The sequence below is a fragment of the uncultured Chitinophaga sp. genome (assembly GCF_937898475.1).
Lineage (GTDB): Bacteria > Bacteroidota > Bacteroidia > Chitinophagales > Chitinophagaceae > Chitinophaga.
Genome location: NZ_CALEJS010000013.1, coordinates 288,036 through 310,747 on the forward strand (window position 1 = coordinate 288,036; position 22,712 = coordinate 310,747).

General features: G+C 49.3%; 17 protein-coding genes. 8 read left to right on the forward strand and 9 right to left on the reverse strand.

Annotation, left to right across the window (positions count from 1 at the left end; all coding sequences use genetic code 11):
* Positions 1 to 136: 136 nt before the first annotated feature.
* The 3 genes from Q0577_RS06800 to Q0577_RS06810 all read right to left on the reverse strand — a co-directional run bounded on the left by Q0577_RS06800 (position 137) and on the right by Q0577_RS06810 (position 7,400).
* On the reverse strand, positions 137 to 1,078 hold the full coding sequence (locus Q0577_RS06800; protein WP_298734011.1) for a type IX secretion system membrane protein PorP/SprF: 942 nt from the start codon (positions 1,076 to 1,078) through the stop codon (positions 137 to 139).
* Between the two features lie 6 nt (positions 1,079 to 1,084).
* Positions 1,085 to 7,207 (reverse strand): Calx-beta domain-containing protein, encoded by a 6,123-nt coding sequence (locus tag Q0577_RS06805; RefSeq protein ID WP_298734013.1) that lies wholly within the window; start codon positions 7,205 to 7,207, stop codon positions 1,085 to 1,087.
* A gap of 67 nt (positions 7,208 to 7,274) precedes the next feature.
* Complete coding sequence (locus Q0577_RS06810) at positions 7,275 to 7,400, reverse strand: hypothetical protein (protein ID WP_298734015.1); 126 nt, start codon at positions 7,398 to 7,400, stop codon at positions 7,275 to 7,277.
* A gap of 271 nt (positions 7,401 to 7,671) precedes the next feature.
* Here Q0577_RS06810 and ahcY point away from each other — a divergent pair, with 271 nt between their 5' ends.
* Both ahcY and Q0577_RS06820 read left to right on the forward strand, forming a co-directional pair.
* Positions 7,672 to 9,000, forward strand: a complete 1,329-nt coding sequence (ahcY, locus tag Q0577_RS06815) for an adenosylhomocysteinase (RefSeq protein ID WP_298734018.1) — start codon at positions 7,672 to 7,674, stop codon at positions 8,998 to 9,000.
* 184 nt (positions 9,001 to 9,184) lie between these two features.
* A complete protein-coding gene (locus Q0577_RS06820; protein ID WP_298734020.1) occupies positions 9,185 to 9,916 on the forward strand; it encodes a pyridoxine 5'-phosphate synthase in 732 nt (243 codons plus the stop codon).
* A 322-nt stretch (positions 9,917 to 10,238) separates the two neighbouring features.
* Here the strand turns inward: Q0577_RS06820 and porQ are convergent, their stop codons facing one another.
* The 6 genes from porQ to Q0577_RS06850 all read right to left on the reverse strand — a co-directional run bounded on the left by porQ (position 10,239) and on the right by Q0577_RS06850 (position 17,718).
* Entirely contained in the window at positions 10,239 to 11,294 is a 1,056-nt protein-coding gene (porQ, locus tag Q0577_RS06825; RefSeq protein ID WP_298734022.1) for a type IX secretion system protein PorQ, read from the reverse strand.
* Between the two features lie 140 nt (positions 11,295 to 11,434).
* The gene (locus Q0577_RS06830; RefSeq protein WP_298734024.1) at positions 11,435 to 11,665 is read right to left on the reverse strand and encodes a hypothetical protein; all 231 of its coding nucleotides are present in this window, start codon (positions 11,663 to 11,665) and stop codon (positions 11,435 to 11,437) included.
* 211 nt (positions 11,666 to 11,876) lie between these two features.
* A complete protein-coding gene (gene lon / locus Q0577_RS06835) occupies positions 11,877 to 14,279 on the reverse strand; it encodes an endopeptidase La (RefSeq protein ID WP_298734026.1) in 2,403 nt (800 codons plus the stop codon).
* A 229-nt stretch (positions 14,280 to 14,508) separates the two neighbouring features.
* On the reverse strand, positions 14,509 to 15,126 hold the full coding sequence (locus tag Q0577_RS06840) for a porin family protein (RefSeq protein ID WP_298734028.1): 618 nt from the start codon (positions 15,124 to 15,126) through the stop codon (positions 14,509 to 14,511).
* Positions 15,127 to 15,385: 259 nt separating this feature from the next.
* On the reverse strand, positions 15,386 to 16,384 hold the full coding sequence (locus tag Q0577_RS06845) for a hypothetical protein (protein WP_298734029.1): 999 nt from the start codon (positions 16,382 to 16,384) through the stop codon (positions 15,386 to 15,388).
* Positions 16,385 to 16,533: 149 nt separating this feature from the next.
* Complete coding sequence (locus Q0577_RS06850; protein ID WP_298734031.1) at positions 16,534 to 17,718, reverse strand: metallophosphoesterase; 1,185 nt, start codon at positions 17,716 to 17,718, stop codon at positions 16,534 to 16,536.
* Positions 17,719 to 18,041: 323 nt separating this feature from the next.
* Between Q0577_RS06850 and Q0577_RS06855 the strand changes: the two genes are divergently transcribed.
* The 6 genes from Q0577_RS06855 (at position 18,042) to Q0577_RS06880 (ending at position 22,516) form a co-directional block, all read left to right on the forward strand.
* Positions 18,042 to 18,722 carry a metal-dependent hydrolase gene (locus Q0577_RS06855; protein ID WP_298734033.1) on the forward strand — a complete coding sequence of 227 codons (681 nt, stop codon included), beginning with the start codon at positions 18,042 to 18,044 and terminating at the stop codon, positions 18,720 to 18,722.
* 131 nt (positions 18,723 to 18,853) lie between these two features.
* The gene (locus tag Q0577_RS06860) at positions 18,854 to 19,675 is read left to right on the forward strand and encodes an AAA family ATPase (protein ID WP_298734035.1); all 822 of its coding nucleotides are present in this window, start codon (positions 18,854 to 18,856) and stop codon (positions 19,673 to 19,675) included.
* Entirely contained in the window at positions 19,659 to 20,573 is a 915-nt protein-coding gene (locus tag Q0577_RS06865; protein WP_298734037.1) for a ParB/RepB/Spo0J family partition protein, read from the forward strand. Before Q0577_RS06860 ends, Q0577_RS06865 begins: the two co-directional genes overlap by 17 nt.
* 28 nt (positions 20,574 to 20,601) lie before the next feature.
* Positions 20,602 to 21,264 carry a DUF5683 domain-containing protein gene (locus Q0577_RS06870; RefSeq protein WP_298734039.1) on the forward strand — a complete coding sequence of 221 codons (663 nt, stop codon included), beginning with the start codon at positions 20,602 to 20,604 and terminating at the stop codon, positions 21,262 to 21,264.
* A gap of 50 nt (positions 21,265 to 21,314) precedes the next feature.
* The gene (dapB, locus tag Q0577_RS06875) at positions 21,315 to 22,031 is read left to right on the forward strand and encodes a 4-hydroxy-tetrahydrodipicolinate reductase (RefSeq protein WP_298734040.1); all 717 of its coding nucleotides are present in this window, start codon (positions 21,315 to 21,317) and stop codon (positions 22,029 to 22,031) included.
* 68 nt (positions 22,032 to 22,099) lie between these two features.
* Positions 22,100 to 22,516 (forward strand): Rrf2 family transcriptional regulator, encoded by a 417-nt coding sequence (locus Q0577_RS06880; protein ID WP_298734042.1) that lies wholly within the window; start codon positions 22,100 to 22,102, stop codon positions 22,514 to 22,516.
* The last annotated feature ends 196 nt before the right edge of the window (positions 22,517 to 22,712 follow it).

The window sequence follows — 22,712 nt, forward strand, 5'->3', positions numbered from 1 at the left end:
AAGATTTCCAAGCAGCTATCTGTTAGTAGCTAATACATAATGAAAAAGTTCTCACAAGGCAAGTATGTGAGAACTTTTCGTTAAAAACAGGTGCATATTAATTAATGGGCTGCGTAAATACAGGCAGATGGCCGGCTTAAAAATAGCGCGGCTCCAACTCACGTTCGGTGTTTGACCACTGGAAACGGTAGTTGATCATGACCTCATGCGAAACCGACTGAGCGCCTTTGAGGTTGGACGACATAGGCGTATCGTATGAATAGCCTACCATAAAATTCTTTGAAACCTGTACCTGTACCAGTCCGCCAATGCTCTTTTCAGACCTCCAGGAGGCGCCCAGCCATACCAGTTCCTTGATCAGCACACTGGTATTGAAATCAATACCCAGCGGCGATCCTTTCACTTTACGCACTACCAGGTTAGGCTTGACCTTCGTATTCTCCCCGGCATCAAACAGGTAACCGGCGGTCAGGTAATAATGCGTGTTGTAAACGATCTTGTTCACCTTGTTCCCTACATCAAAACTCTGGAAGGTGGGAGACGAAAGTCCAACGTAGAAATTTTCTGCAAACAGCGCAAAACCAAAGCCTACTTCTGATTTGAAGTAGCTTTCATTCTGTGCGAAGATCGGGTCTGTAGTAGTAAGGGCGGTGTTATTCTCCCTGAACTGCGACATGCCTACCTTCAGGCCCAGCGCCAGGCGCAGGGTCTCGTTAAGGTCTACACGCTGCGATATATGAAAGTTAAGCGCCGTACGCGACTGTACGGTGATCTTTTCATTCATGGCAGAAAAGCCCACACTGGTATTGGTTTCCTTAAAGGGCGTATAGAATGTGAAAGAAGCTGTTTTAGGCGCGCCATCCACTCCTACCCATTGGTTACGGCCTATCAAAGTCATGCTGGCCGCCTGGTCAATACTGGGATAAGCAGGATTGATCAGCATACCGTTCATTGCATACTGGGAGTAGATAGGATCCTGCTGGGCGCGGGCAGGAAGATAACAGGCCGTTCCCAGCAACAGCGCCGCCAGTAGTTTCAGGCAGCGCTTCCGTGTATCTATGATCAGCATTTTCTCCATGTTCGTCTATTTCCGTTTTACCACTATGAACCCAACATATTGCTCCTGCTTACCGGCGCTATCCCATACCTGGATACGATAGAAATAGGAACCGTCTGTCACTTCCTTGCCTGCATTATTAAGGCCTTTGAAGTTATTGTCAGTATTATTATAGTTGGATGTCTTGAATACTGTACCTCCCCACCTGTTAAAGATCACCACTTCATTACGTTCATACTTCTCAATGTTCTCAATGTACATGGCATCATTGCCCATACCGTCTCCATTGGGCGAGATAGCAGGATGCACCCGTATCTTGCCGCTGTTGTTATTTACCCAGCGCCCGTCAGTGATCCAGCCTTCTATTGCGTCCGGTACGCCATCGTTATCAGAATCATCATCGAGGTAGTTAGGTATGCCATCGCCATCGGCATCATCATCCAGCGGATCACCGTTGCCGTTGGTATCTTCCTCGCCATCCAGGATGCCATCGCCATCAGAATCGCAGGTGGGACAGAAAGGATCATCGTTGAAGATGATGCCCAGCACCGAATCGGGCGCCATGGTAACAGGCAGGTTCTGGTTGGATGTTACTACCGGTGGCAGCAGCTTGATGGCAAAAGTGTCGTTCCTTTCAAAGGAGCTGTCGCCATAGATCTCTATTGTCATTGCACCGCTCAGCTGACCGGGCTCTATCTCGATCGGCTTCCTGCTGCTGTCAAAGTCAACACCGGGTGTTGCCTTGCCCAGGAAGGTTACCTTGTTGCCAAGGTCAGGGAAGCTGTAAGGCAGGGTTATATGACGCGAGCTGGCCCTGCTGAGCTGTACTTCCAGCGTCATCGCAAACTCTCCTTTGCGGTTACCTTCATTCACGGTATATACCGCATCTTTGAAGGAGACCTTCAGAGAGTCGTCCTCTCCTACCACTACGTTCACATCGGAAGCGAGGGCTGGCCAGTAAACCGGGTTTTCCGGGTGCACCGCATCAGGGATCACCTGCAGGAATACAAACCCTTCATCGTCATTTGTCACGTTGTCAATGGTAGCAATATTGAAAGTATATTCTGTAGTACCGGCAGGCAGTACTGCTGTCAGTGTATCACCGATCTTGTTAACGGGTCCCAGGCTGGTGGTAATACTCCTTGCCTGATCATATACTACTTTCAGTCCGACGGTAACATCTGCCTTATTCGCTGCGGATGATTTAAGCGTCATCCCAATGTTGCCTCCCTCCATAATGGCGGCCGCATCTGCAAAGAGGCTCAGCTTCATGCTGTCGTTATCATTCAGCGGGATAGATACACGCGGGTTGGAAGACAGCGGCCAGGTAACACCTGTCATGGTGCTGCTAACGTTGCTGATCTCAATATCTACCGTTTCTGTGCCTTCTACCAGGATATCATCTACCGGCGTCACGTTCACAGACACTCCGTTTTGTCCGGCGGGTATGGTAAGCGATCCGGACACCGGCGTATAGTCAACACCGGGGGTAGCAGAACCACCTACATTGTAGTTCACGTGGACATCTCTCAACACGGTGAGGGCCGGATCAGTGAAGCGTATGCGGAAGACACCCGCCGTTGAAGGCTCACTGGCATCATTGAGTTTTTCCACCATCATTGCACGGCCGGCGGCGTTTATATCATCATCAACGATGTTAACGGTGAGTGTGGTGCTATTCACCGGGAAAGTAACCGTGGCGCTGCCTCTTGGCATACGCGCCTGCTGCAGGCTGAGGGTTACGGTCTCGTTTCCTTCCAGTAATTTATCATCTATCACTTTCACCGGTATTGCAATGCTGTTGGTGCCTGCTTTGATAACGGCGGTAGTTCCCACGGTGGTCCAGTCTGCAGCGCTGGCTGTTCCGCCGATCGTTAAAGTAACATTGATGTCTGCAGCAGCAACAAGTCCGCCCGGCAGACTGATATTAAAGCCACCATTGGTAGCCGGTTCTGCAGCGTCTGCCGTTTTCACGGCAGTGATCTGCAGCGGTGCTTCCGGGATGGTGATATTGGCCGGCGCAACAACGGTATAGCCTGCAGTAACAGTAGTATTCAGTTTCAGTATCTCGGTACCTTCTGCCAGGTTATCACTCACTATTTGTATGGTATGTGTTAACTCGTTGGTACCCGCGGGGATGGTCACGGAGGCGGGCAGTCCGCTAAAGTCAGCCGCAGCGCCGGTGAAAGCAGCATCCGGGGCAATGGTGAGTGTAATGCTTGCCGCAGACGTGATACCTGGTTTTACAAAGCCGATGATCACCCTTGAGCTGTTGCCTTCATGCAGTGTAGCAGAGTCAATGGCTACACGCAGCTGGCGGTTGGCAGGATCTTTACCTGTAAGGTCGTCTATCGTTACGCTGAGGCTGTCTGCAGTGATGCCGGCGAAACCGGTAACCGCCGCTTTCAGGCGCAGCAGCTCTGCCGCTTCTATAATATTATCATTGAGTGCATTGATGGTAATATCCTTAAAGTTTTCACCCGGGTTGATGGTAACAGTGGTGGGCAATCCGCTGTAATCGGTAGTGGCGGCGGTAGAAGCGCTACCGGCTGTCACGGTTACATTAAAGGGCTTGTAAGGTGTAATACCTGCTGGCAGGGCGATACGCACGGTGTAGGTATTTCCTTCTTCAACAGTATTACCTGCGGAGAATGGCTGTGGCTGCAGGGTTACTTTCGGGTTGCTGCCGTCCCTGATAGTGAGCGACAGTGAGCCGCCTGTAAACCCGGTAGCACTGGCATTGATGATCAGGCTTTCGTTCTCTTCCAGCAGGTTATCGGTGTTGGCACGGATAGGCGCCGGGAAGTTTACAGATCCGGAACCTGCTTTGATGATAACGGTAACGGGCAAGCCTGTATGTTCTGCATTGGTAGCTACCGATGCCGCATCTTTTGTAATGGTAACAGGGATATCATAGCTGGTCACCTTACCTGCGGGCAGTGCGATGGTCACCATAGCACCGGTGCTGCTGCCTTCTGTAATAAAGGTAGTATCAGCGCTGATGGTCAGCGGCATACCCACCACATAATCCTGGTCTTTCAGCGTAACGGTAGCCGGTGCAAATGTAACACCCGGCAAACCGGTAGCGGTGGCATTGATTACCAGCGTTTCATCGGGTTCCAGCAGACCGTCTGCAGCAATGTGAATAACACCGGTAACAGCGGCATTATTGTTATTGAGCTGCGGTACAGGATCAAAGGTATAGTCTGCATTTACTGCAGTAGACCCGGCGCCTGTTTGCGGTGTGATATTGATGGGCACCTCTGTGGTAATGCCAGCCGGCAGACTAAAGGTTACATTATATGCGGTGTTCTCTGTCAGCGGACCAGGTTGTGTAGTGATCGTGATCACCTTATTAGCCGGGTTCTTCCCGGTAACATCCAGGATACTATCGCTCACTTGTGTAAAGGTGAGTCCCGGTATATCTGAAGTTGCACCGCTGAGCGTAAAGGCTTCCGTATTTTCAAGCACCTGGTCTGATTGTGCGGCCAGGTATTTGTTAACCGTGATCTCACGCTCACCTGCGGGAATAGTAATGGTGGTGGAAGCGAAGCCAAGATCCGCAGCGCTGGCTGCAGAAGTTGCATTCCGGGTGATAGTCACCGCGATGGGCCTTCCTGCCATGATGTTGGGGTTAATAAACCCTACTTTCATGGCTACCGAGTCACCTTCGTTGATACCGCCACCGCCAACAATGCTCATCTGGAGCTTGCGGTTGGCAGGGATGTTCACCGTAGAATCTTTGATGTTGATGGTGAACGGTATAATATTATAATCCAGTGAGCCGCCAGCGAGTACCAGTGTTTCATCACCTTCTACCAGGCTATCCAGCAGGGCGCTGAGGGTAAAGGTAGAACTGTTGGTACCTGCAGAGATCTTGAAGAAAGCTGCTTCGGGCAGTTCGGTATAGTCAATTGCTTCAGAAGTACCGCCCGGAACAATGGCCAGCGGAATATCATTGCTGGCATTGGTGCCCGGAGGCAGCGCCACTGTAAAGATCACCGGGGCGCCTCCTTCCATCAGGTATGGTGCAGAAGCAGTTATCTTCAGGGTATTGGCATCATCGTCCAGTATTAATATATCATAGGGCGGGAATTCATAGGTACGCGGAACATTATCCGTTACTACCGCCGTTACGTGCAGTTTCTCTGTACCTTCTGACAGGTTATCATCTATTACTGTGAACGGTATAGTAGTAAGATTACCGCTGGTGATCTGGAAAGCAATGCTGTCCAGCGTGTAGTCGTCTACGGAAGCCGTAGAGGCAGGATCGTTCTGCAGCATGCCCAGCTGTATCTTAATTGGTATTTCGGTAGTAACACCGGGCGGCAGACTGAACTGCAGGCCACCGTTATAAGGTTCACCTACGGTTACCCCAGGTACCGGGCGCATGCTGATCACCCGATTGGCGGGATCGTCATAGGTCTTGTCTATGATGCTGATAGCGGCGCTCACGGTTTTATGCATGCCCATCACATCTGCATCCGCCTGCAGATCAAGCAGCTCTTCATATTCAAGTATCTTATCGCCGGTGGCTTGTATATTAAAGGTAACGGAATTGGTATTTTCCCTGATCACCACAGTGGAGGGGAATGTTACATCTCCGGAGCCGGTAGTGGAATTGGATTTACGTGTGATCGTAATAGTAATATCTGACGCGGCCATCACACCGGCAGGCAGGCTGATGGTAGCGTTGGTGCTCTGGCCTTCATCCAGGCTGGTGGGCGCAGTAAAGGTCAGGGAAACATCTTCATCATCGCGGATAGTGTAAGAACAGAGGTTGGCCGTGCTGTTTACGCTTAGCAGGAGGTTCTCTACCGTATTGTCCAGCGTAAAAGTAACGGTACGGTTGCTCTGCACCACGCTGTTACCCAATATCATGATGGCAGAATCAACATCGATCAGCGTGGGGGTGTTCCTGTAAGTTCCTGCAGGGATCAATATACCGCGTTTACATTCGTAATCTACTCCTGGCACCGCCGGGTTAGCGCCCGAAGGCGTGGCTTTCAGGGGCACATATAACGGGTAGGTAAGTACGATATTCTTTGAGTTCGCTTTATTGTATACTTTCAGTCTCAGACCGGTGGCGCTGTGACGATCACTGCCTTCGTCCGCAGTAACGGCGGGACTTTCAAACTCCACATTCAGCTGACGGTCTGTAGCCGGCGCAATGGAATCTATATCTGAAATGGCGTCAAAATCTGTATAAGAATTGCCATAGCCAGACAATATCCGGGCAGAGAAGACCTTTGCCGTTTTGGAAAGACTGGTGGCGCTGCCGCCGTAAATATCTCCAAATGACGTATGTACGATCATACCATTTGGCGTTCCGTCGTAGTTGGTATTATATATATTGGTGAGCCAGCAGCTTTCCGGGATATTAACGATCATGCCCGCTGCATCGGTGGCCAGGAAGGAAGAGAATCCTTTTTTCATCCGGAGCACGTGAGAGCGGTTGGGATTATAGGTACCACAGGCATCATCCCGGAACAGGGATACCGAGGTGTAGGGCGGTACATCAGGACCGATACCTTTTGAGCAGGCGGCGTTATTGATCCAGTCGCCCGTGGTAGCATCAAGCGCTGCATATTCGGCAAGGTACAGGTGGCCTTTGGTGGTCAATGTATCGCCCTGCGCTGCAACGGTGTAGTCCATTATAAAATAGGCCTGATCTTTTACATAGGAGATATCGCACAGCACCGTTATTTTCTCTGATCTGCCATAAATAGTTGATACATAGTTTAGCACATTTCCTACCAGCTGAACGCGCCAGGGAGACATCACCGTTCCGTCTCCCCTTTTTGGCGAGATAAAGCTCCAGTTCACTTTATTCACCCTCCGGGTACTGTCAAGATAGGTATTGTTCAGCCCTATATAAGTGGTAAGGCCGCGGGGGGCCTCTGTACCTTCAAAGGTCTGGCTGTATCCGTTCTTATAAACACGCTGGGAACCATCTGCCAGTATTTCAATCTTCAGGCCCGGATCGGATGCGGAGCCGCCGGTTTCGTTGATCGTTTCTACTACCTGGGCACTTACGCTACTGCCAGTAAATAACAACAGTATCAGAACCAGGCACTTTTGCAGCCGGGATACGGCTTTGCAAAAGACACCGCGGTCTTTGCTTGGTACGGTATAGGAAAAAACTGACATAATTGTGCGTAAATTTCTATTTATGCATCTATATTTTAAGATCCAACAGATTAATTATAGCGAGCGTTTACATGCTCCAAACATCCTTTCTTTTGTTCACCTTGTTCCGGTCCAGTTGCAGGTAGGCCTTATACATCAGCACTTTGTGCCTTCGTGGAAGCTGCATTGTGCCGATAGATAAGACCTTCGTCATATTATATAATACACGAATTTATATAAAATAAATATATTATTGCAATTAAATTTAATTTATCCACACTATGTTAACAACCCGGTAACAAATGATACCCTATGGCACACGCGCTACAGTCTTCATTCTTTACAGATTATTTTTCGGATAAAATGTGGAAAACCCCTCGGGCTTAGAACAAATCACTACGGGAATACGATAAAGTGGATTTTTCTACTGAGTATTGGCAGGTAACCTAAAATAAAGGTAGATTTGCGAAAAATAAGATAGTAACATGTCAACAATCGCTAAATCCAACATTGACTTTAGCCTTAAATATAAGGTAAAAGATATGTCTTTGGCCGAATGGGGCCGGAAGGAAATAGAGCTGGCAGAAGCAGAGATGCCGGGTCTGATGTCCCTGAGGGAAGAATATGGCGCCAGCAAGCCGCTGAAAGGCGCACGCATTGCCGGCTGCCTCCACATGACCATCCAGACCGCCGTACTGATCGAAACCCTGGTACACCTGGGCGCTGAAGTACGCTGGAGCTCCTGTAATATATTCTCTACACAGGATCATGCTGCCGCTGCTATTGCTGCTGCCGGTATCCCCGTGTTTGCATGGAAAGGCATGAATGCCGAGGAATTTGACTGGTGTATTGAGCAGACCCTGTTCTTTGGCAGCCCTGATCGTCCGCTGAACATGATCCTGGACGATGGTGGCGACCTTACCAACATGGTACTCGACGTTTATACCGAACTGATTCAGCATATCAAAGGATTGAGCGAAGAAACCACTACCGGCGTTCACCGCCTGTATGATCGTATGCAGAAAGGCACCCTGCCTTTACCCGCTATCAACATCAACGACTCTGTTACCAAATCAAAATTTGATAACAAATACGGCTGCCGCGAATCCTGTGTGGATGCCATCCGCCGCGCCACTGATGTAATGATTGCCGGTAAAGTTGCCGTAGTAGCAGGTTTTGGTGATGTGGGCAAAGGCTCTGCAGAATCACTGAGAGGTGCAGGCGCCCGTGTGATCGTTACTGAAATAGACCCGATCTGCGCACTGCAGGCTGCTATGGAAGGTTATGAAGTGAAAAAGATGGTGGATGCCATCAAGGAAGCCGACATCGTAGTAACGACAACCGGTTGCCGTGACATCATCACCGGAGAACATTTCAAACTGATGAAAGACAAGTGTATCGTTTCCAACATCGGTCACTTCGATATCGAGATAGACGTTGCCTGGCTGAACAAAAACTATGGTAATACCAAAGTGGAGATCAAGCCCCAGGTAGATAAATATACCATCGACGGTAAAGATATCATCCTGCTGGCTGAAGGCCGCCTGGTGAACCTGGGTTGCGCTACCGGTCACCCTTCTTTCGTGATGAGTAACTCTTTCACCAACCAGGTACTGGCCCAGCTGGAACTGTGGACCAACAGCGCCAACTACGAGAACAAAGTATACGTGCTGCCCAAACACCTGGATGAGAAAGTAGCCCGCCTGCACCTGAAGAAAATCGGTGTGGAACTGGATGAACTCTCCAGCGTACAATCAGAATACCTGGGTATCCCGGTAGCGGGTCCGTACAAACCGGATTACTACCGCTACTAGTAGCATAATCATTAAGCGTTAATAATTAATAATCGTAAGGCGAGTGACGTAAAAGGCACGAGCTTTACGATTATTAGTTTAGGGGACGCAGTGACATTTTAAGAAGCACAACATCTTCATGATGTATGACATTCGCTCCGCAATTATTAATTATTAATTATTCATTGTTAGTTATCTTTATCTTATGACCAAGTTAAGTGTTAACATCAACAAGTTTGCCACCCTGCGCAATGCACGGGGCGGCAATCTCCCGGATATATTAAAGGTTGCACAGGACTGTGAGCGTTTTGGCGCAGAAGGTATTACCGTACATCCCCGCCCTGATCAGCGGCATATACGCTACCAGGATGTGTGGGACCTTAAACCGCTTGTTACCACAGAATTCAATATAGAAGGTTATCCTTCCAAAGAATTTATGGACCTGGTACTGGCCGTAAAACCAGATCAGGCTACCCTGGTACCAGACCCACCGGATGCCATTACCTCCAATACCGGGTGGGATACCATCCAACACCAGTCTTTCCTCAAAGAAGTGATCGGCCAGCTGAAAGCAGCCGGGATCCGGGTGTCTATCTTCCTGAACGCCGAAGTGGATAAGGTGGAAGGCGCCAAAACAGCCGGAGCCGACCGTATAGAGCTGTACACCGGTCCCTACGCCGAAGAATACACCAGGGCCCGTACCCAACCGCAGAACCTGCAGCTGTTCAATGACTATAAGAATACGGCCAGGGAAGCAACAGCCATCGGGCTGGACCTCAACGCCGGGCACGACCTGAACCTGGAGAACCTGCGCTTCTTTAAACTGCATATTCCCCAACTGAAAGAAGTGTCTATTGGCCATGCCCTGGTATGCGATGCGCTTTACCTGGGACTGGAAAACACCATCCAGCAGTATAAACGGCAGCTGGTAGACTAAGCTTATATGCTTTTACCCCGGATTGCATGCGCTTTTTAATAAGCGTGTCATATGGGTGAGGTATGCCCTGCATACGGACAGCACACCAAAAGCATACGGAGAACGCCTGGAGTAAATCCCCGCTAAGCGACTACTAAGCACTTACTAAGAACTTACTAAGCACTTACTAAGTACCCACTAAGCACTTACGATACTGGTACTAAATTAACCCTAAGTCTGTTTCACCTGTAAACGGCCAGGAAAAGCCTTGTAGAACTGAAGGTGAGCTGCACTTGAGGTGGACATGAGGTGGACTTGATGCCGGTTTAAATTGTATCAGTCCTTAATCCCTCACCAGCATGCCCCATTGCTGTAGCGGCAGGTTGATGCCCAGCTGGTTAAAGGCGGCCGCCCGCTGGTACCAGGCCCGGGCATAGCGCAGCTGCAGCTTACGGGTAATCACCCCTACCCCGGCAGAAAAACCGCTCAATCCTGTTTGTCCTGACCACGCCAATTCCTGACGCCGTAAATGGTTGTAGGCCAGGGTCAGTTCCACATAACGGCCTATCTCCCATTGGGCGGCCAGCACAAAATGCCTGAACAGCTTATCAAAGGCCTTACTGCCGGTGTGCACGGTATCCCCATCGGAAATAAGACTCCCCTCTTCCAGGGCAGGATCTGCATAACGGATATCAAACTGGTACAGGTGATGGATGGTGGCTGACAATTGCAGGGGCAGATGCTGCAGGCGTTTGGAGATGCCCACCTGCAGATCAAAGGGCAACGGCTCGCGGTTACCGTTAACGTACGTACGCAACTGGGCCCCCATGTTGCGGGCCGCCAGTCCTATCTGTAGCTGCCGGGTGGTGTCCTGGTAGGCGATGCCTACATCTGCCGCAATACCCGTGGAGCTGTAGGGCTGGTAGCGGGAATGGATGAATTTAAGGGAGATACCGTAATACCATCTTTCAAGGTAGCGCCTGGAGGCGGTGAGCTGCCAGGCAATATCGCGGGGCGAAAAAGTGCCCTGCACATTACCGGCGGCATCTGTCTGCGCCATACTGCCGTAATTCACGTACTGCACGCTTCCCGCAAAAGTGGTTTGCAGCCGCTCCGCATGGTACCCGAACATCACGTGCCCGTAGCGCACATCTGCCACATAGCTGGTATAGTTTGCCTGTAAATGTCCATGCATGGAGGGCCGGAGTAAGGCGGGACTTACAGTAGCCAATGAAATGTCTTCTGTCTGCTGGCTAACGTTCATGCCCCCGAGGGCGGTTAACTGGGGCGCGGCGGGCAGGTCAAGAAAGGGAAATACGCTTTTACCACCCAGCACCTGTGCTGTCAGGGATTGAATACATAGGATACAAGCGATGAACAGGGAACAGCGTTTTGACATCGGGGCACAAAATACTGAAAGTTTGAAAGTTTAAGCGTTTGAGGGTTCAAAGTTTGAGGGTTTGAAAATTTGAAGGGGTCACAAGTAATTGGACACGTTCAACTTTCAAACCCTCAAACCCTTAAACTTTCAATCCGGAATTATAGACATTCCTCGCAGATCTTCCTGGCAATTTCCCTGATGAGGCCATCGGCAATGATCTCTTCCTTGTACAGGGCTCCTACGCAGGCGCCCTCTGTAGAAACGAACAGCAGCTCATGGCCTACTACATTGGCCTTGATACGGCATTGTTTTGCCTCACGCTCTACGGAAATGTCCACATCGTAGCGGTCATTCTTATACGGCACGCTTAGCTGCTTATGTGTTCTCATGTCAAAAAAATTTATATACTCATCAAATACGCTCCAAAAAGCGTACCTGTGCAAAAGCTTCCACTAAAAAACATAAAGCCACTCCAACGTTCAGCAGGAATGGCTTTATGAACCCTTAAAACAATCAACATGAAGTTCACTTCCAAACAACACTTACTCAGAAGTGAACCGTATAATCAGTTGCCGTCAGGACTGACAGCAATCTTAACACTTACTTCTTTAATAACGCAATATCGAGCACTTGGTTCATTTCTTTCACAAAATGGAACTTCAGGCCCTTTATATAGTCCGGATTAATATCTTTTATGTCTTTCTCGTTCTGCCAGCACAGGATCACTTCCCTGATACCGGCTCGTTTGGCGGCGAGGATCTTTTCCTTGATCCCTCCCACCGGCAGTACCTGTCCGCGGAGGGTGATCTCCCCGGTCATCGCCAGGTAAGACTTCACCCGGCGGCCTGTAAAGGCGGAGGTTAAGGCGGTCAGCATGGTAACACCTGCACTGGGACCGTCTTTGGGCACTGCCCCCTCCGGTACGTGAACGTGTACATTTTTGTGAGAGAAGTACTTAGGATCGATCTTATAGTCACTGGCATTTGCCTGTATATAGCTCAGCGCGGTAGATACGGATTCTTTCATCACATTGCCCAGGTTGCCGGTGAGCCGCAGCTCTCCCTTGCCTTCGCTCAGGCTGGTTTCGATAAAGAGAATATCGCCTCCTACATAGGTCCACGCAAGACCCACGGCCACACCTGCCGGGTTGCCCGCTTTATATAATTCATTGGAGTAACGTGACTTACCCAGGATCTTCTCTACCAGTTCATCGCTCAGAGCATCGGGCACTTTATTTTCCAGTGCCACATCTTTGGCCAGTGAGCGCATAATGGATGCCAGGAGCCTGTCCAGCTCGCGCACACCGCTTTCACGGGTATACTGCTGGATCATTCTTTCCAGTACGGGGCCGCTGAATTTCATTTTCAGGTCTTTCAGGCCATGCGCTTCCCGCTGTTTGGGGAGGAGGTGCCTTTTGGCAATTTCCACCTTCTCTTCTACGGAGTAGCCGCTGAGATCGATGATCTCCAGGCGGTCGCGGAGGGCGGGACTGATCGCATTGATATTATTGGCGGTGGCGATGAACAAAACCTTGCTGAGGTCATATTCCAGCTCCAGGTAATTATCGTAAAAGGTGCTGTTCTGCTCAGGATCCAGCACTTCCAGCAGGGCAGAACTGGGATCTCCCCTGAAATCGTTGCCGATCTTATCTATCTCATCGAGGATCATCACCGGGTTGGAGGATTTCCCCTTGCGGATAGACTGGAGGATGCGGCCGGGCATCGCCCCGATATAGGTTTTGCGGTGACCGCGGATCTCACTTTCATCATGCAGGCCGCCCAGGCTCAGACGCACATATTTGCGGCCGATAGCATTGGCGATAGAACGGCCCAGGGAGGTTTTACCAATACCGGGAGGGCCTACAAAGCAGAGGATGGGCGATTTCATGTCGCCTTTCAGCTTCAGTACGGCCAGGTATTCAAGGATGCGTTCCTTGATCTTTTCCATCCCGTAGTGATCATGATCCAGTACTTTCTGCGCTTTTTTCAGGTCGTAGCTGTCCTGCGTATAATCCAGCCAGGGAAGGTCCAGCATGAGGTCCAGGTGGTTGTACACCACGCTGTAGTCCGGCGTGCTGGGATGCATGCGCTCCAGTTTCTCTACACCTTTACGGAACAGCTCTGCAGCTGCTTCGGGCCATTTCTTCAGTTCTGCTTTACGCTGCATTTCCCGTATCTCGCGGTCGTTGGTATCGCCGCCCAGTTCTTCCTTGATGGATTTGAGCTGTTGCTGCAGGAAATATTCCCGCTGTTGTTTATCGAGATCAGCTTTGGTCTTGTTGGTGATCTTGTTCTTGAGCTCTGCCAGCTGCAGTTCTACCTGCAGGAGTTTCAGCAGCACTTCTGCGCGGGTCCGTATGTTGTTGATCTCCAGCAGCTGCTGCTTGTCTTTCAGCTCGCTGTTGAGGTTAGACGCCACAAAGTGTACGAGGAAAGAGGCATTCTCAATATTCTTCAGGATAACGCTGGCTTCTGACGGCAGGTTCGGCGAAAGCTGAATGATCTGTCCTGCCAGGTCTTTGATGGATGAGATATAGGCATCAAACTCCTGGTCGTTATCCGTTACTTCATCCTGTAAAATAGTGATGCCTGCTTTGAAGTAAGGATCTTCTGTGGTAATGGCATCTATCTTAAAGCGTTTGCGGCCTTGTATGATGATGGTAGTGCCCCCGTCAGGCATTTTGATCAGCTTAACGATGCGGGCTACGGTACCAACGCCTGTAAGATCTGATATATTGGGGTCTTCTATAGAACTGTCTTTTTGCGCTACCACACCGATCAATTTGTCAGTCCGGTAAGCATCGTTCACTGCTTTGATCGATTTGTCCCTACCTACAGTGATTGGCAGTACCACACCTGGGAACAGCACGGTGTTCCTTAAAGGCAGTATGGCAAGCTCCTGAGGTATTGTTTCATCTTCCTGGCCGTCTCCGTCTTCATTCAAAGGGATAATAGGCATGAATTCCATCTCTTCTTCCGGGTTCCCTAAATAAAATCTGTTCATCGTGTTAGTTTAGCTCCATGAAGGTAGACATTTTGTCAGGATGACAGCTGTCTGCCTGCTTTTTTAATAACGCTAACATAGTGTTCAAGTTTGATGCCAGGGAAAAAACAAATTCCAAATTCCAAATTCCAAAAAAGAAATTCCAAATTCCAAACCCCGGAGACTTTCGCAACGATCTTCGCCACATTTGGAATTTGGAATCTGGAATTTGGCTTTTGGAATTTTAACCTTAAAGTGTCACACCAACACCCAGCTGAATAGCCTGGTTTTTCCAGTTGCTGGAGTTGGCAACATCGCCGGCATTTTTCACGTCTGTAAAGCCGATGATGTAACGGGCGCTTACGTTCACGATAGGCAGTTGCAGCCAGAGGCCTGCTACACCGGCAACATCGCCGCCTTTAAAGGCTTCCTTGGATCCTTCCAGTGCGTTCTTGTCGCTTAACAGTGCACTGAATTGCGGCCCCACCTGCAGTTTCAGGCGGGGAGATCCCAGGTTGATGTTGGCCAGGATGGGAATGCTCAGGTAGTTGAGGCTGATCTTTTTGTTGTTGTTATCCGGATCATTCAGGTTATCGGTGTTATAGATCTCACTGAACCGGTCGGTTGTTTTTGTTTTGGTGGAAGAGAAGATCAACTCACCCTGTACGCCAAAGCCTTTCACCAGGTTTACCTGTGCAAAGCCGCCGAGGTGGTAGCCCAGTTTAAAACCGTCCTGGTAACCGGTACCATCCAGTTTACCCAGGTTGGCGCCGCCTTTGATACCAAATCTCAGTAACCTGTCCTGCGCATGAGCCGAGGAGAAAGCAGTCAATCCCAGTACTGCCATTACAAAAAACAGTTTTTTCATGTTGATGTTATTTGATTTTAGTAGGCCAGCATGGAATCCCGCGATTTCATGCTGAATGTTATTTGATTTACAGATTGCAGATTGTCGATTTCAGTACCACATGGAATCAGTGATTGCACGGGTTATCCGGATATATGCTATACAGTTTTTCAATAGCGCATGGCAAATAAGTTTACAATGAGCGTAGCAAAATCTGTGCTACACTTCTTAGAAACTAAGATAGAGGGCGCAATATAGTATAAAAATAAATTACGTGTGATCAGAAGCTATAACTTGCCCGTGCGGTGAAATAACTCATGAAGCTTTTGTCTTCACCCTGCAGGGGCTTAAAAATGGTGAAGGAGGGTGAGAGTGTAACATCGCCTATCGTATAGGAAACGTTGAGCGTAAGATCCAGCGCACGGGGCTCAAAGCCTGTTCTGGCGGCTGATTCGGAGCTTGCCGGTTCTCCCAGCGGATCAAGCGGATGGGTTTTACTTTTCTTGATATCGTCTTTTATTTTAGGAGAGCGGGAAATGTACTGAAAGCCTTTCATGTTACTGTAGTAATGCGCTGTACCGAGGATAAAGCCGGCAGACGGCGTTAAGAGCAGGGCATCATCAAACTTCAGCACATCTAAAAAAATAAAGGGGTGACGCAGGTTGAGGATCACGTTGAAGTCTCTCCCGGAAATGGTGCTTATTGTTTCGGTGCTGCCGTTGTTTGGACGGCGTTTACGTCCTATCTTCCAGTAGTCTACTACACGGTCTGTCTGGCTACCCCAGCCAAGATCCAGGCTGATACCGGGTTGCAGCCACCATTTGCGGTAATAGAAATAGGCGAAGAGTTCATTCTTGATCGGTGTGGCAGGTACATCGCTGGAATCAGCAAAGAAATAGCGGGTGTAAGAAATGCCCGTCAGGAAGTTGCGGTTCTTCGTATAGTCATAATTGAAAGACAGGTCCCATTCAAACCAGGGGCTTTGTTCTGCATTGAACAGGTAGTATCCGCTGAAGGAGCCGGACAAACCGGATTTATGATAATAGGCTATTGAAGGTGAGAAAAAATTCTTCATCACAATGGGGCGCTCAAAGTCGGCTGTCTTTGCCCCATAGGCAGGATTATTACCGTAACCAATGCCAATAAGCACTTCGCTCTTTTCCCGTTTCTGTAAGATCGAATCCAGCTGCCGTTGCAGCTCTTCCAAGGATGTTTGTCCCACCACAATCTGGCTATAGCCTAATAAGCATGCCAGTACTACGCACCAGTGTTTCCACATTTGTGAAGTTATGGTATCTTTTACTAATATACCTGTTGCAAGATAGGATTAATTCTGAATAATCAGTCCATGGTAACAGCTTCAGGGTCTGGCAACCCTGAAGTAGTCACACTGGTTTTAGATACACTTGGTATGGACTATCGGACTATCTACACCAGCTCTATCAGTGTGATTTCCGGTAAAATCCCTACGCGGCCGGGGTAGCCAAGGAAGCCAAAACCGCGGTTCACGTACAGGCGCTGGGCGCCTTCTTTATAGAGGCCTGCCCATTCTTTATAGAAATACTGGGCGGGGCTCCATTTTACACCGGGTATTTCCACACCAAACTGCATGCCGTGGGTATGGCCGGCGAGCATCAGGTCTATATCCGGGTATTCGGGCCTTACCTGGGCATCCCAGTGGGTGGGATCGTGGGAGAGTAATATTTTAAAGGGTGTGTGGGCAGCGCCTTCGTAAGCCTTTTTCAGGTCGCCGTATTTGGGAAAGCGGCTCATAGCGCTCCAGTTCTCGATGCCAAGAAGGGCGATCTGCTGACCTTCACGTTCCAGGAGCACATGTTCGTTCATGAGCAGGCGCCACCCCAGCTCACCATGCACCTGTTTGAGACGTTCCAGGTTGTCGGCCCTTTGTTTGCTGAAACCGCTGGCGTCTCTGTCGGGCCAGGGGTAATAATCGCCGTAGTCATGATTCCCCAGTGTTGAATAAACGCCCATGGGCGCTTTGATCTGGCTGAAAAGATCCATATAGTGATCCATTTCCGCGGCGCGGTCATTCACCAGGTCGCCGGTAAAGAGCACCAGGTCTGCCTGTTGTGCGTTCACCAGCTCAATACCTTTCTGAACGGCCGCCTTATTATTGAAGCTGCCGGAGTGGATGTCTGACAGCTGAACAATGCGGAGTCCTTTGAAAGCAGGCGGCAGGTTCTTAAACGCCATTTTTATTCTGTGCACCCGGTAATTGTACTTGTTGGAGAAGCCATAGGTAAGGGTAGCGAAGAGGCTGCCCCCCATCAGCAGGCCCATTTTGGTCAGGAACTGCGAGCGGGTAATGCCGCCGGGGGCCTCCGCCGGCTGACTGGTTTTTGATGAACCAAATTGCTGGATGATCCACGTGATGCCGCGGCGTACATCATCCGCCAGTAAAAATATAACGGTGAGCAGTTTGGCCATTACCAGGCCGATGAGAATGGCCATCACATAAGACCGGACAATGGGCTTCCAGTCGTGCCAGTTCAGATAAGGCAGCAATATGATGGTGGCAATGCAGGCAATGGATACAAGCCAGTAGCCGCCATATACCAGGGTCCTGGTACGGGGGGCGGCAGCGTTGCTCATAATAGCCCGTATACCCATGAAAACGTAAATATCCAGGCAAATGATCAATAGGATAAGTACAACTGAATTAAGTCCTGAGCGCATGTTGAAAACAAAGTTATATCAAATAGAAATGACGATTGACCAGCCCCGATATTGTACCCTTCATCAAAAATGCTGCTAAGAATGGCCCTCAGCGGGCCTCTTCCCTGCAAACAACTCACAATCAGGCTATTAACATCGAATTACACTATTTTTTGTGAATAAATAAATATTCTCTTCCCGTTTATATTTGTCTAATCGTTGTATTTTTGTCACATTTGGTATCTTCAGCCGGTTATATTATGAAATTTACTTATTACGGTCACTCATGTTTTGCGGTAGAGATCAGGGGCAAGCGGATCCTTTTCGACCCTTTTATTACCTACAATGAGCTGGCTAAGTCAGTGGATGTAAACAGTATAGTGGCAGATTACATTTTTGTTTCCCACGGGCATGACGATCATGTGGCGGACCTGGTTAACCTGGCGCGCCGTACCAAAGCTACCGTGGTAGGCGCCTACGAGCTGGTTACCTGGGCCGGGAAACAGGGTATCGAAAAAACGCATCCCATGAACACGGGCGGCAAGTGGCAGTTTGATTTCGGTACGGTGAAATGTGTAGTTGCCCATCACTCCAGCGGCCTGCCAGACGGTTCATACGGCGGTAACCCGCTGGGATTCATTTTTATAAGCGAAGCAGGTAATTTCTACTACAGTGGAGATACGGCGCTGACCTTTGATATGGAACTGGTGCCCCGTTTTGCGAAACTGGACTTTGCCGTGCTGCCTGTCGGCGATAATTTTACCATGGGTACCGAAGATGCCATCATCGCCGCTGAGTTCATTGAATGTAAGCGTATCATTGGCGTGCACTATGATACGTTTGGTTATATTAAAATTGATAAGGAAAAGGCCCAACAGGCTTTTGCAGACGCAGGACTGGAATTGCTGCTACCGGATATCAACAGCTCGATAGAGCTGTAAGCCGCTGGCTGTTAGCTATCAGCTAAAAGAAGACACAACAAACGGGCTAAAAGCTAAAAGCCAACAGCTAACAGCTTCTCCCAGCCCACCTATTTATCCTAAGAAACCAAAGAACCTATTTTAAGTTTAACATGGCAAGAATTATTGCAATAGCCAATCAAAAAGGGGGCGTAGGTAAGACAACCAGCGCAATTAACCTGGCCAGCAGCCTGGCAGTGCTGGAATACAAAACCCTGCTGGTAGACGCGGATCCGCAGGCCAACAGTACCACAGGCCTGGGCTTTGATCTGCGTAACATACAGCAAAGCCTGTACGACTGCATGGTGAATGATGTGCAGGCTAAAGACGTGCTGCTGGAATCTGATACACCGAACCTGAAAGTATTACCTTCCCATATAGACCTGGTTGGCGCCGAACTGGAGCTGATCAACCACCCCAACCGCGAGCAGGTGATGAAGCAGGTGATAGACCCGGTAAAGGATGACTACGACTTTATTATAGTGGATTGTTCCCCTTCACTGGGCCTGATCACTGTAAACGCCCTGGTGGCGTCAGACTCCGTGATCATCCCGGTACAGTGTGAGTTCTTTGCGCTGGAAGGTTTGGGCAAACTGCTGAATACCATTAAGATTGTACAGAGCAGGCTGAACACCTCCCTGGAGATAGAAGGCATCCTGATGACCATGTACGATGGCCGTCTGCGCCTGAGTAACCAGGTGGTGGATGAAGTGAAACAGCACTTTGAGCAAAGCGTGTTCAATACTATCATTCACCGTAACACCAAACTGGGTGAAGCGCCCAGCTTTGGTAAGTCTGTGATCATGTATGATGCAGCCAGTACAGGAGCGATCAACTACCTGAACCTGGCCAAGGAAATACTGCAGAAGAACAACTTCACGAAAATTAAATCAGAAGATAAAATCCTAGCTATTAACGATGACCAATCCGAGTAAGAAAGAGGCGTTGGGAAAAGGCATCCGCTCGCTACTTCAAAACATAGACACTGATCTGAAACAGACAACCAGCGCACTTGGCGAACAGGTGGTGGCTGCTGCAACGGGCATTGAACGTATACCGCTGGACCAGATAGAAGTGAACCCGAAGCAGCCAAGGCGTGACTTTGACGAGCAGGCGTTACAGGAATTGAGCCATTCCATTAAGCTGCACGATGTTATTCAGCCCATCACCGTCAGCAAGTCTGGAAAGAAATACCAGCTGATAGCCGGTGAGCGCCGTTTACGCGCCAGCAGGATGGCAGGATTGAAGGATATTCCCGCGTATGTAAGGCAGGTCAACGACCAGGAACTGCTGGAACTGGCGCTGCTGGAAAACCTGCAAAGGGAAAACCTGAATGCCATAGAAATTGGCCTGAGCTACAAGCGGCTGATGGACGAATGCACCCTTACACAGGAGCAGGTAGCAGACCGGATGGGTAAAGAAAGAAGCACCGTTACCAACTATATACGTTTGCTGAAACTGCCCCCTGATATCCAGGTGGCTGTACGCAACGGCCAGCTGAGCATGGGCCACGCCCGCGCACTGATCGGTATCGAAAATGTGGAAAAACAACTGTTCGTTTTCAACGAGATCATCAAGAACGGGCTGTCTGTACGCCAGACTGAAGAACTTGTGCGGAAGACCAACCATATCGACAAAAGCAGTGTTAAAAAACCGGTAAAAAATACATTGCCGCCTCCTTATCAGAAAATAGAAGATAACTTAGCCTCTCATTTTGCAACTAAAGTATCACTGGACAGGAACAAGGCGGGTAAAGGCAGTATCACCATTGAATTTTACTCAGACGAAGAACTGGACAGTATACTGGAAAAAATAGACTTATACGGTGGCTAACAAAGCAGGGTATATATTTCGCTATTTATTGTCCCTTTTTCTTTTGCTCCTGATAGCCGTCTGTTCCAGCAGACCGTTATACGCACAGGATACATCCCGGATCAGACCAGATACCATTCGCCCGGAAACGGCCAGGAAGGATAGCCTGCAGGCTCCCGCTGCTGCTGCCGTAAGAAGGGATTCTGTGCCTCCCCTGCCAACGAGGATACCTCACAGCCCGCGCAAAGCCGCTTTCTATTCTGCCGTGCTGCCGGGTTTAGGACAGGCCTATAACCGCGAATACTGGAAAATACCGCTGGTATACGCTGCAATGGGTATCTCTGCCGGATTCTTTATCGGCAACTTCAACTATTATAAAGATTTCAGGAATGCCTACCGCATGCGTATGGACGGTAATGCCAATACAATTGATCCCTACGTGGGCCTGTACAGCGACGCCTCCCTGAAAATACTGCGGGACGCCTACCGGCAATACGTGGATTACTCGGTATTGGTTTTTATACTGGCCTATGGCCTGAATATTATAGATGCCACCGTGTTTGCACACCTGAAAGACTGGAACATGTCTGACGATCTGAGCATGCGGGTAGTGCCCAAGGTGATGGATACGAAAGCGATCGGTCTCAGTCTGCAGATCAACCTCGGAAAGGGTAAACGCAGCAACTACAGGGGCCTCGCTATCAGCCACTAACAGCTAACAGCCAGCAGCTATCAGCTTAAAAATCTAATCAAACACTTGTCATGAAAATAGCTCTCATCGGATACGGAAAAATGGGAAAGGCCATAGAAGCCATTGCAGTTGCAAAAGGACACGAAATAGTGCACCGCATAGACCTGAACAGTACCCATCTGCTGGAAAAAGAAGAACTGAGCAAGGCCGATGTAGCAATTGAATTCACTACTCCCGAAACGGCATACAGCAACATTCTTAAGTGTTTTGATGCCAATGTACCGGTGGTATGCGGCACTACAGGCTGGCTGGAAAAGCTGCCCGAGATCAAAGCCCAATGCCTTGAAAAACACCAGGGTTTCCTGTATGCCAGTAACTTCAGCGTTGGCGTGAACATCTTCTTTGAGATCAACAAACGCCTGGCGGAACTGATGACCTCCCAGCCCCAGTACGATGTAAAGATGGAAGAGATCCATCATACCCAGAAAAAGGATGCTCCCAGCGGTACGGCTATCAGCCTGGCAGAACAGATCCTGGAAAAGGTAAGCCGCAAAACCGCCTGGGTGAACGAGGAAAGCACCCGGCCGGAAGCCCTGTCCATCCTTTCCAGGCGGATCGATCCCGCCCCCGGTACCCACAGCGTTACCTACACTTCAGCAATAGACGACATCACCATTACCCATACCGCACATTCCCGCGAAGGGTTTGCCGCCGGCGCCGTTGTGGCCGCCGAATGGCTGGACGGCAAAAAAGGTATCTTTACCATGAAAGACGTGCTGAACCTTTAAACTTCAAACTTTTAAATATATTTGCCTCCAACTAGGCGCGTTCCCGGTGGGATGCAAATCGTATTTATATGCTTTCAAAGAAAACACAATATGCCTTTCATGCCTTGATACACCTGGCTGAGAACTTGGATAAAGGGCCCATCCTGATATCTGAGATCGCCCAGGAAAAGAATATCTCCATCAAATTCCTGGAGAATATTCTGCTGGAGCTGAAGAATGCAGGCATTTTAGGCAGTAAGAAAGGAAAGGGCGGCGGTTATTACCTGATGCGCCCTCCCAAGGAGATCGCCCTTGCACGGATCATCCGTTTGCTGGATGGCCCTATTGCCCTCCTCCCCTGCGTGAGCCTCAACTATTACGAGCGCTGCGAGAACTGTAAGGATGAGGCGGTATGCGGTTTGAACGATGTGATGAGCAAAGTGAGGGATGCTACTCTTAAAATACTGGAAAACAAAACATTAAAAGACATTCTCACAAGAAACTGATCTTTGTAGTTTGAAAGTTTGAAGGTTTAAAAGTTTGAAGGTGTTCCTGCAGTATTGAGCTTCCTTCTGACTCTTAAACCTTCAAACTTTTAAACCATTGCCCCCAACTTTCAAACCCTCAAACTTTCAACCCCCAAACTTTATACTGTCATTCGTGTAATTAAACCTATCTTTTTTATAGAGTTTATGTATTTTT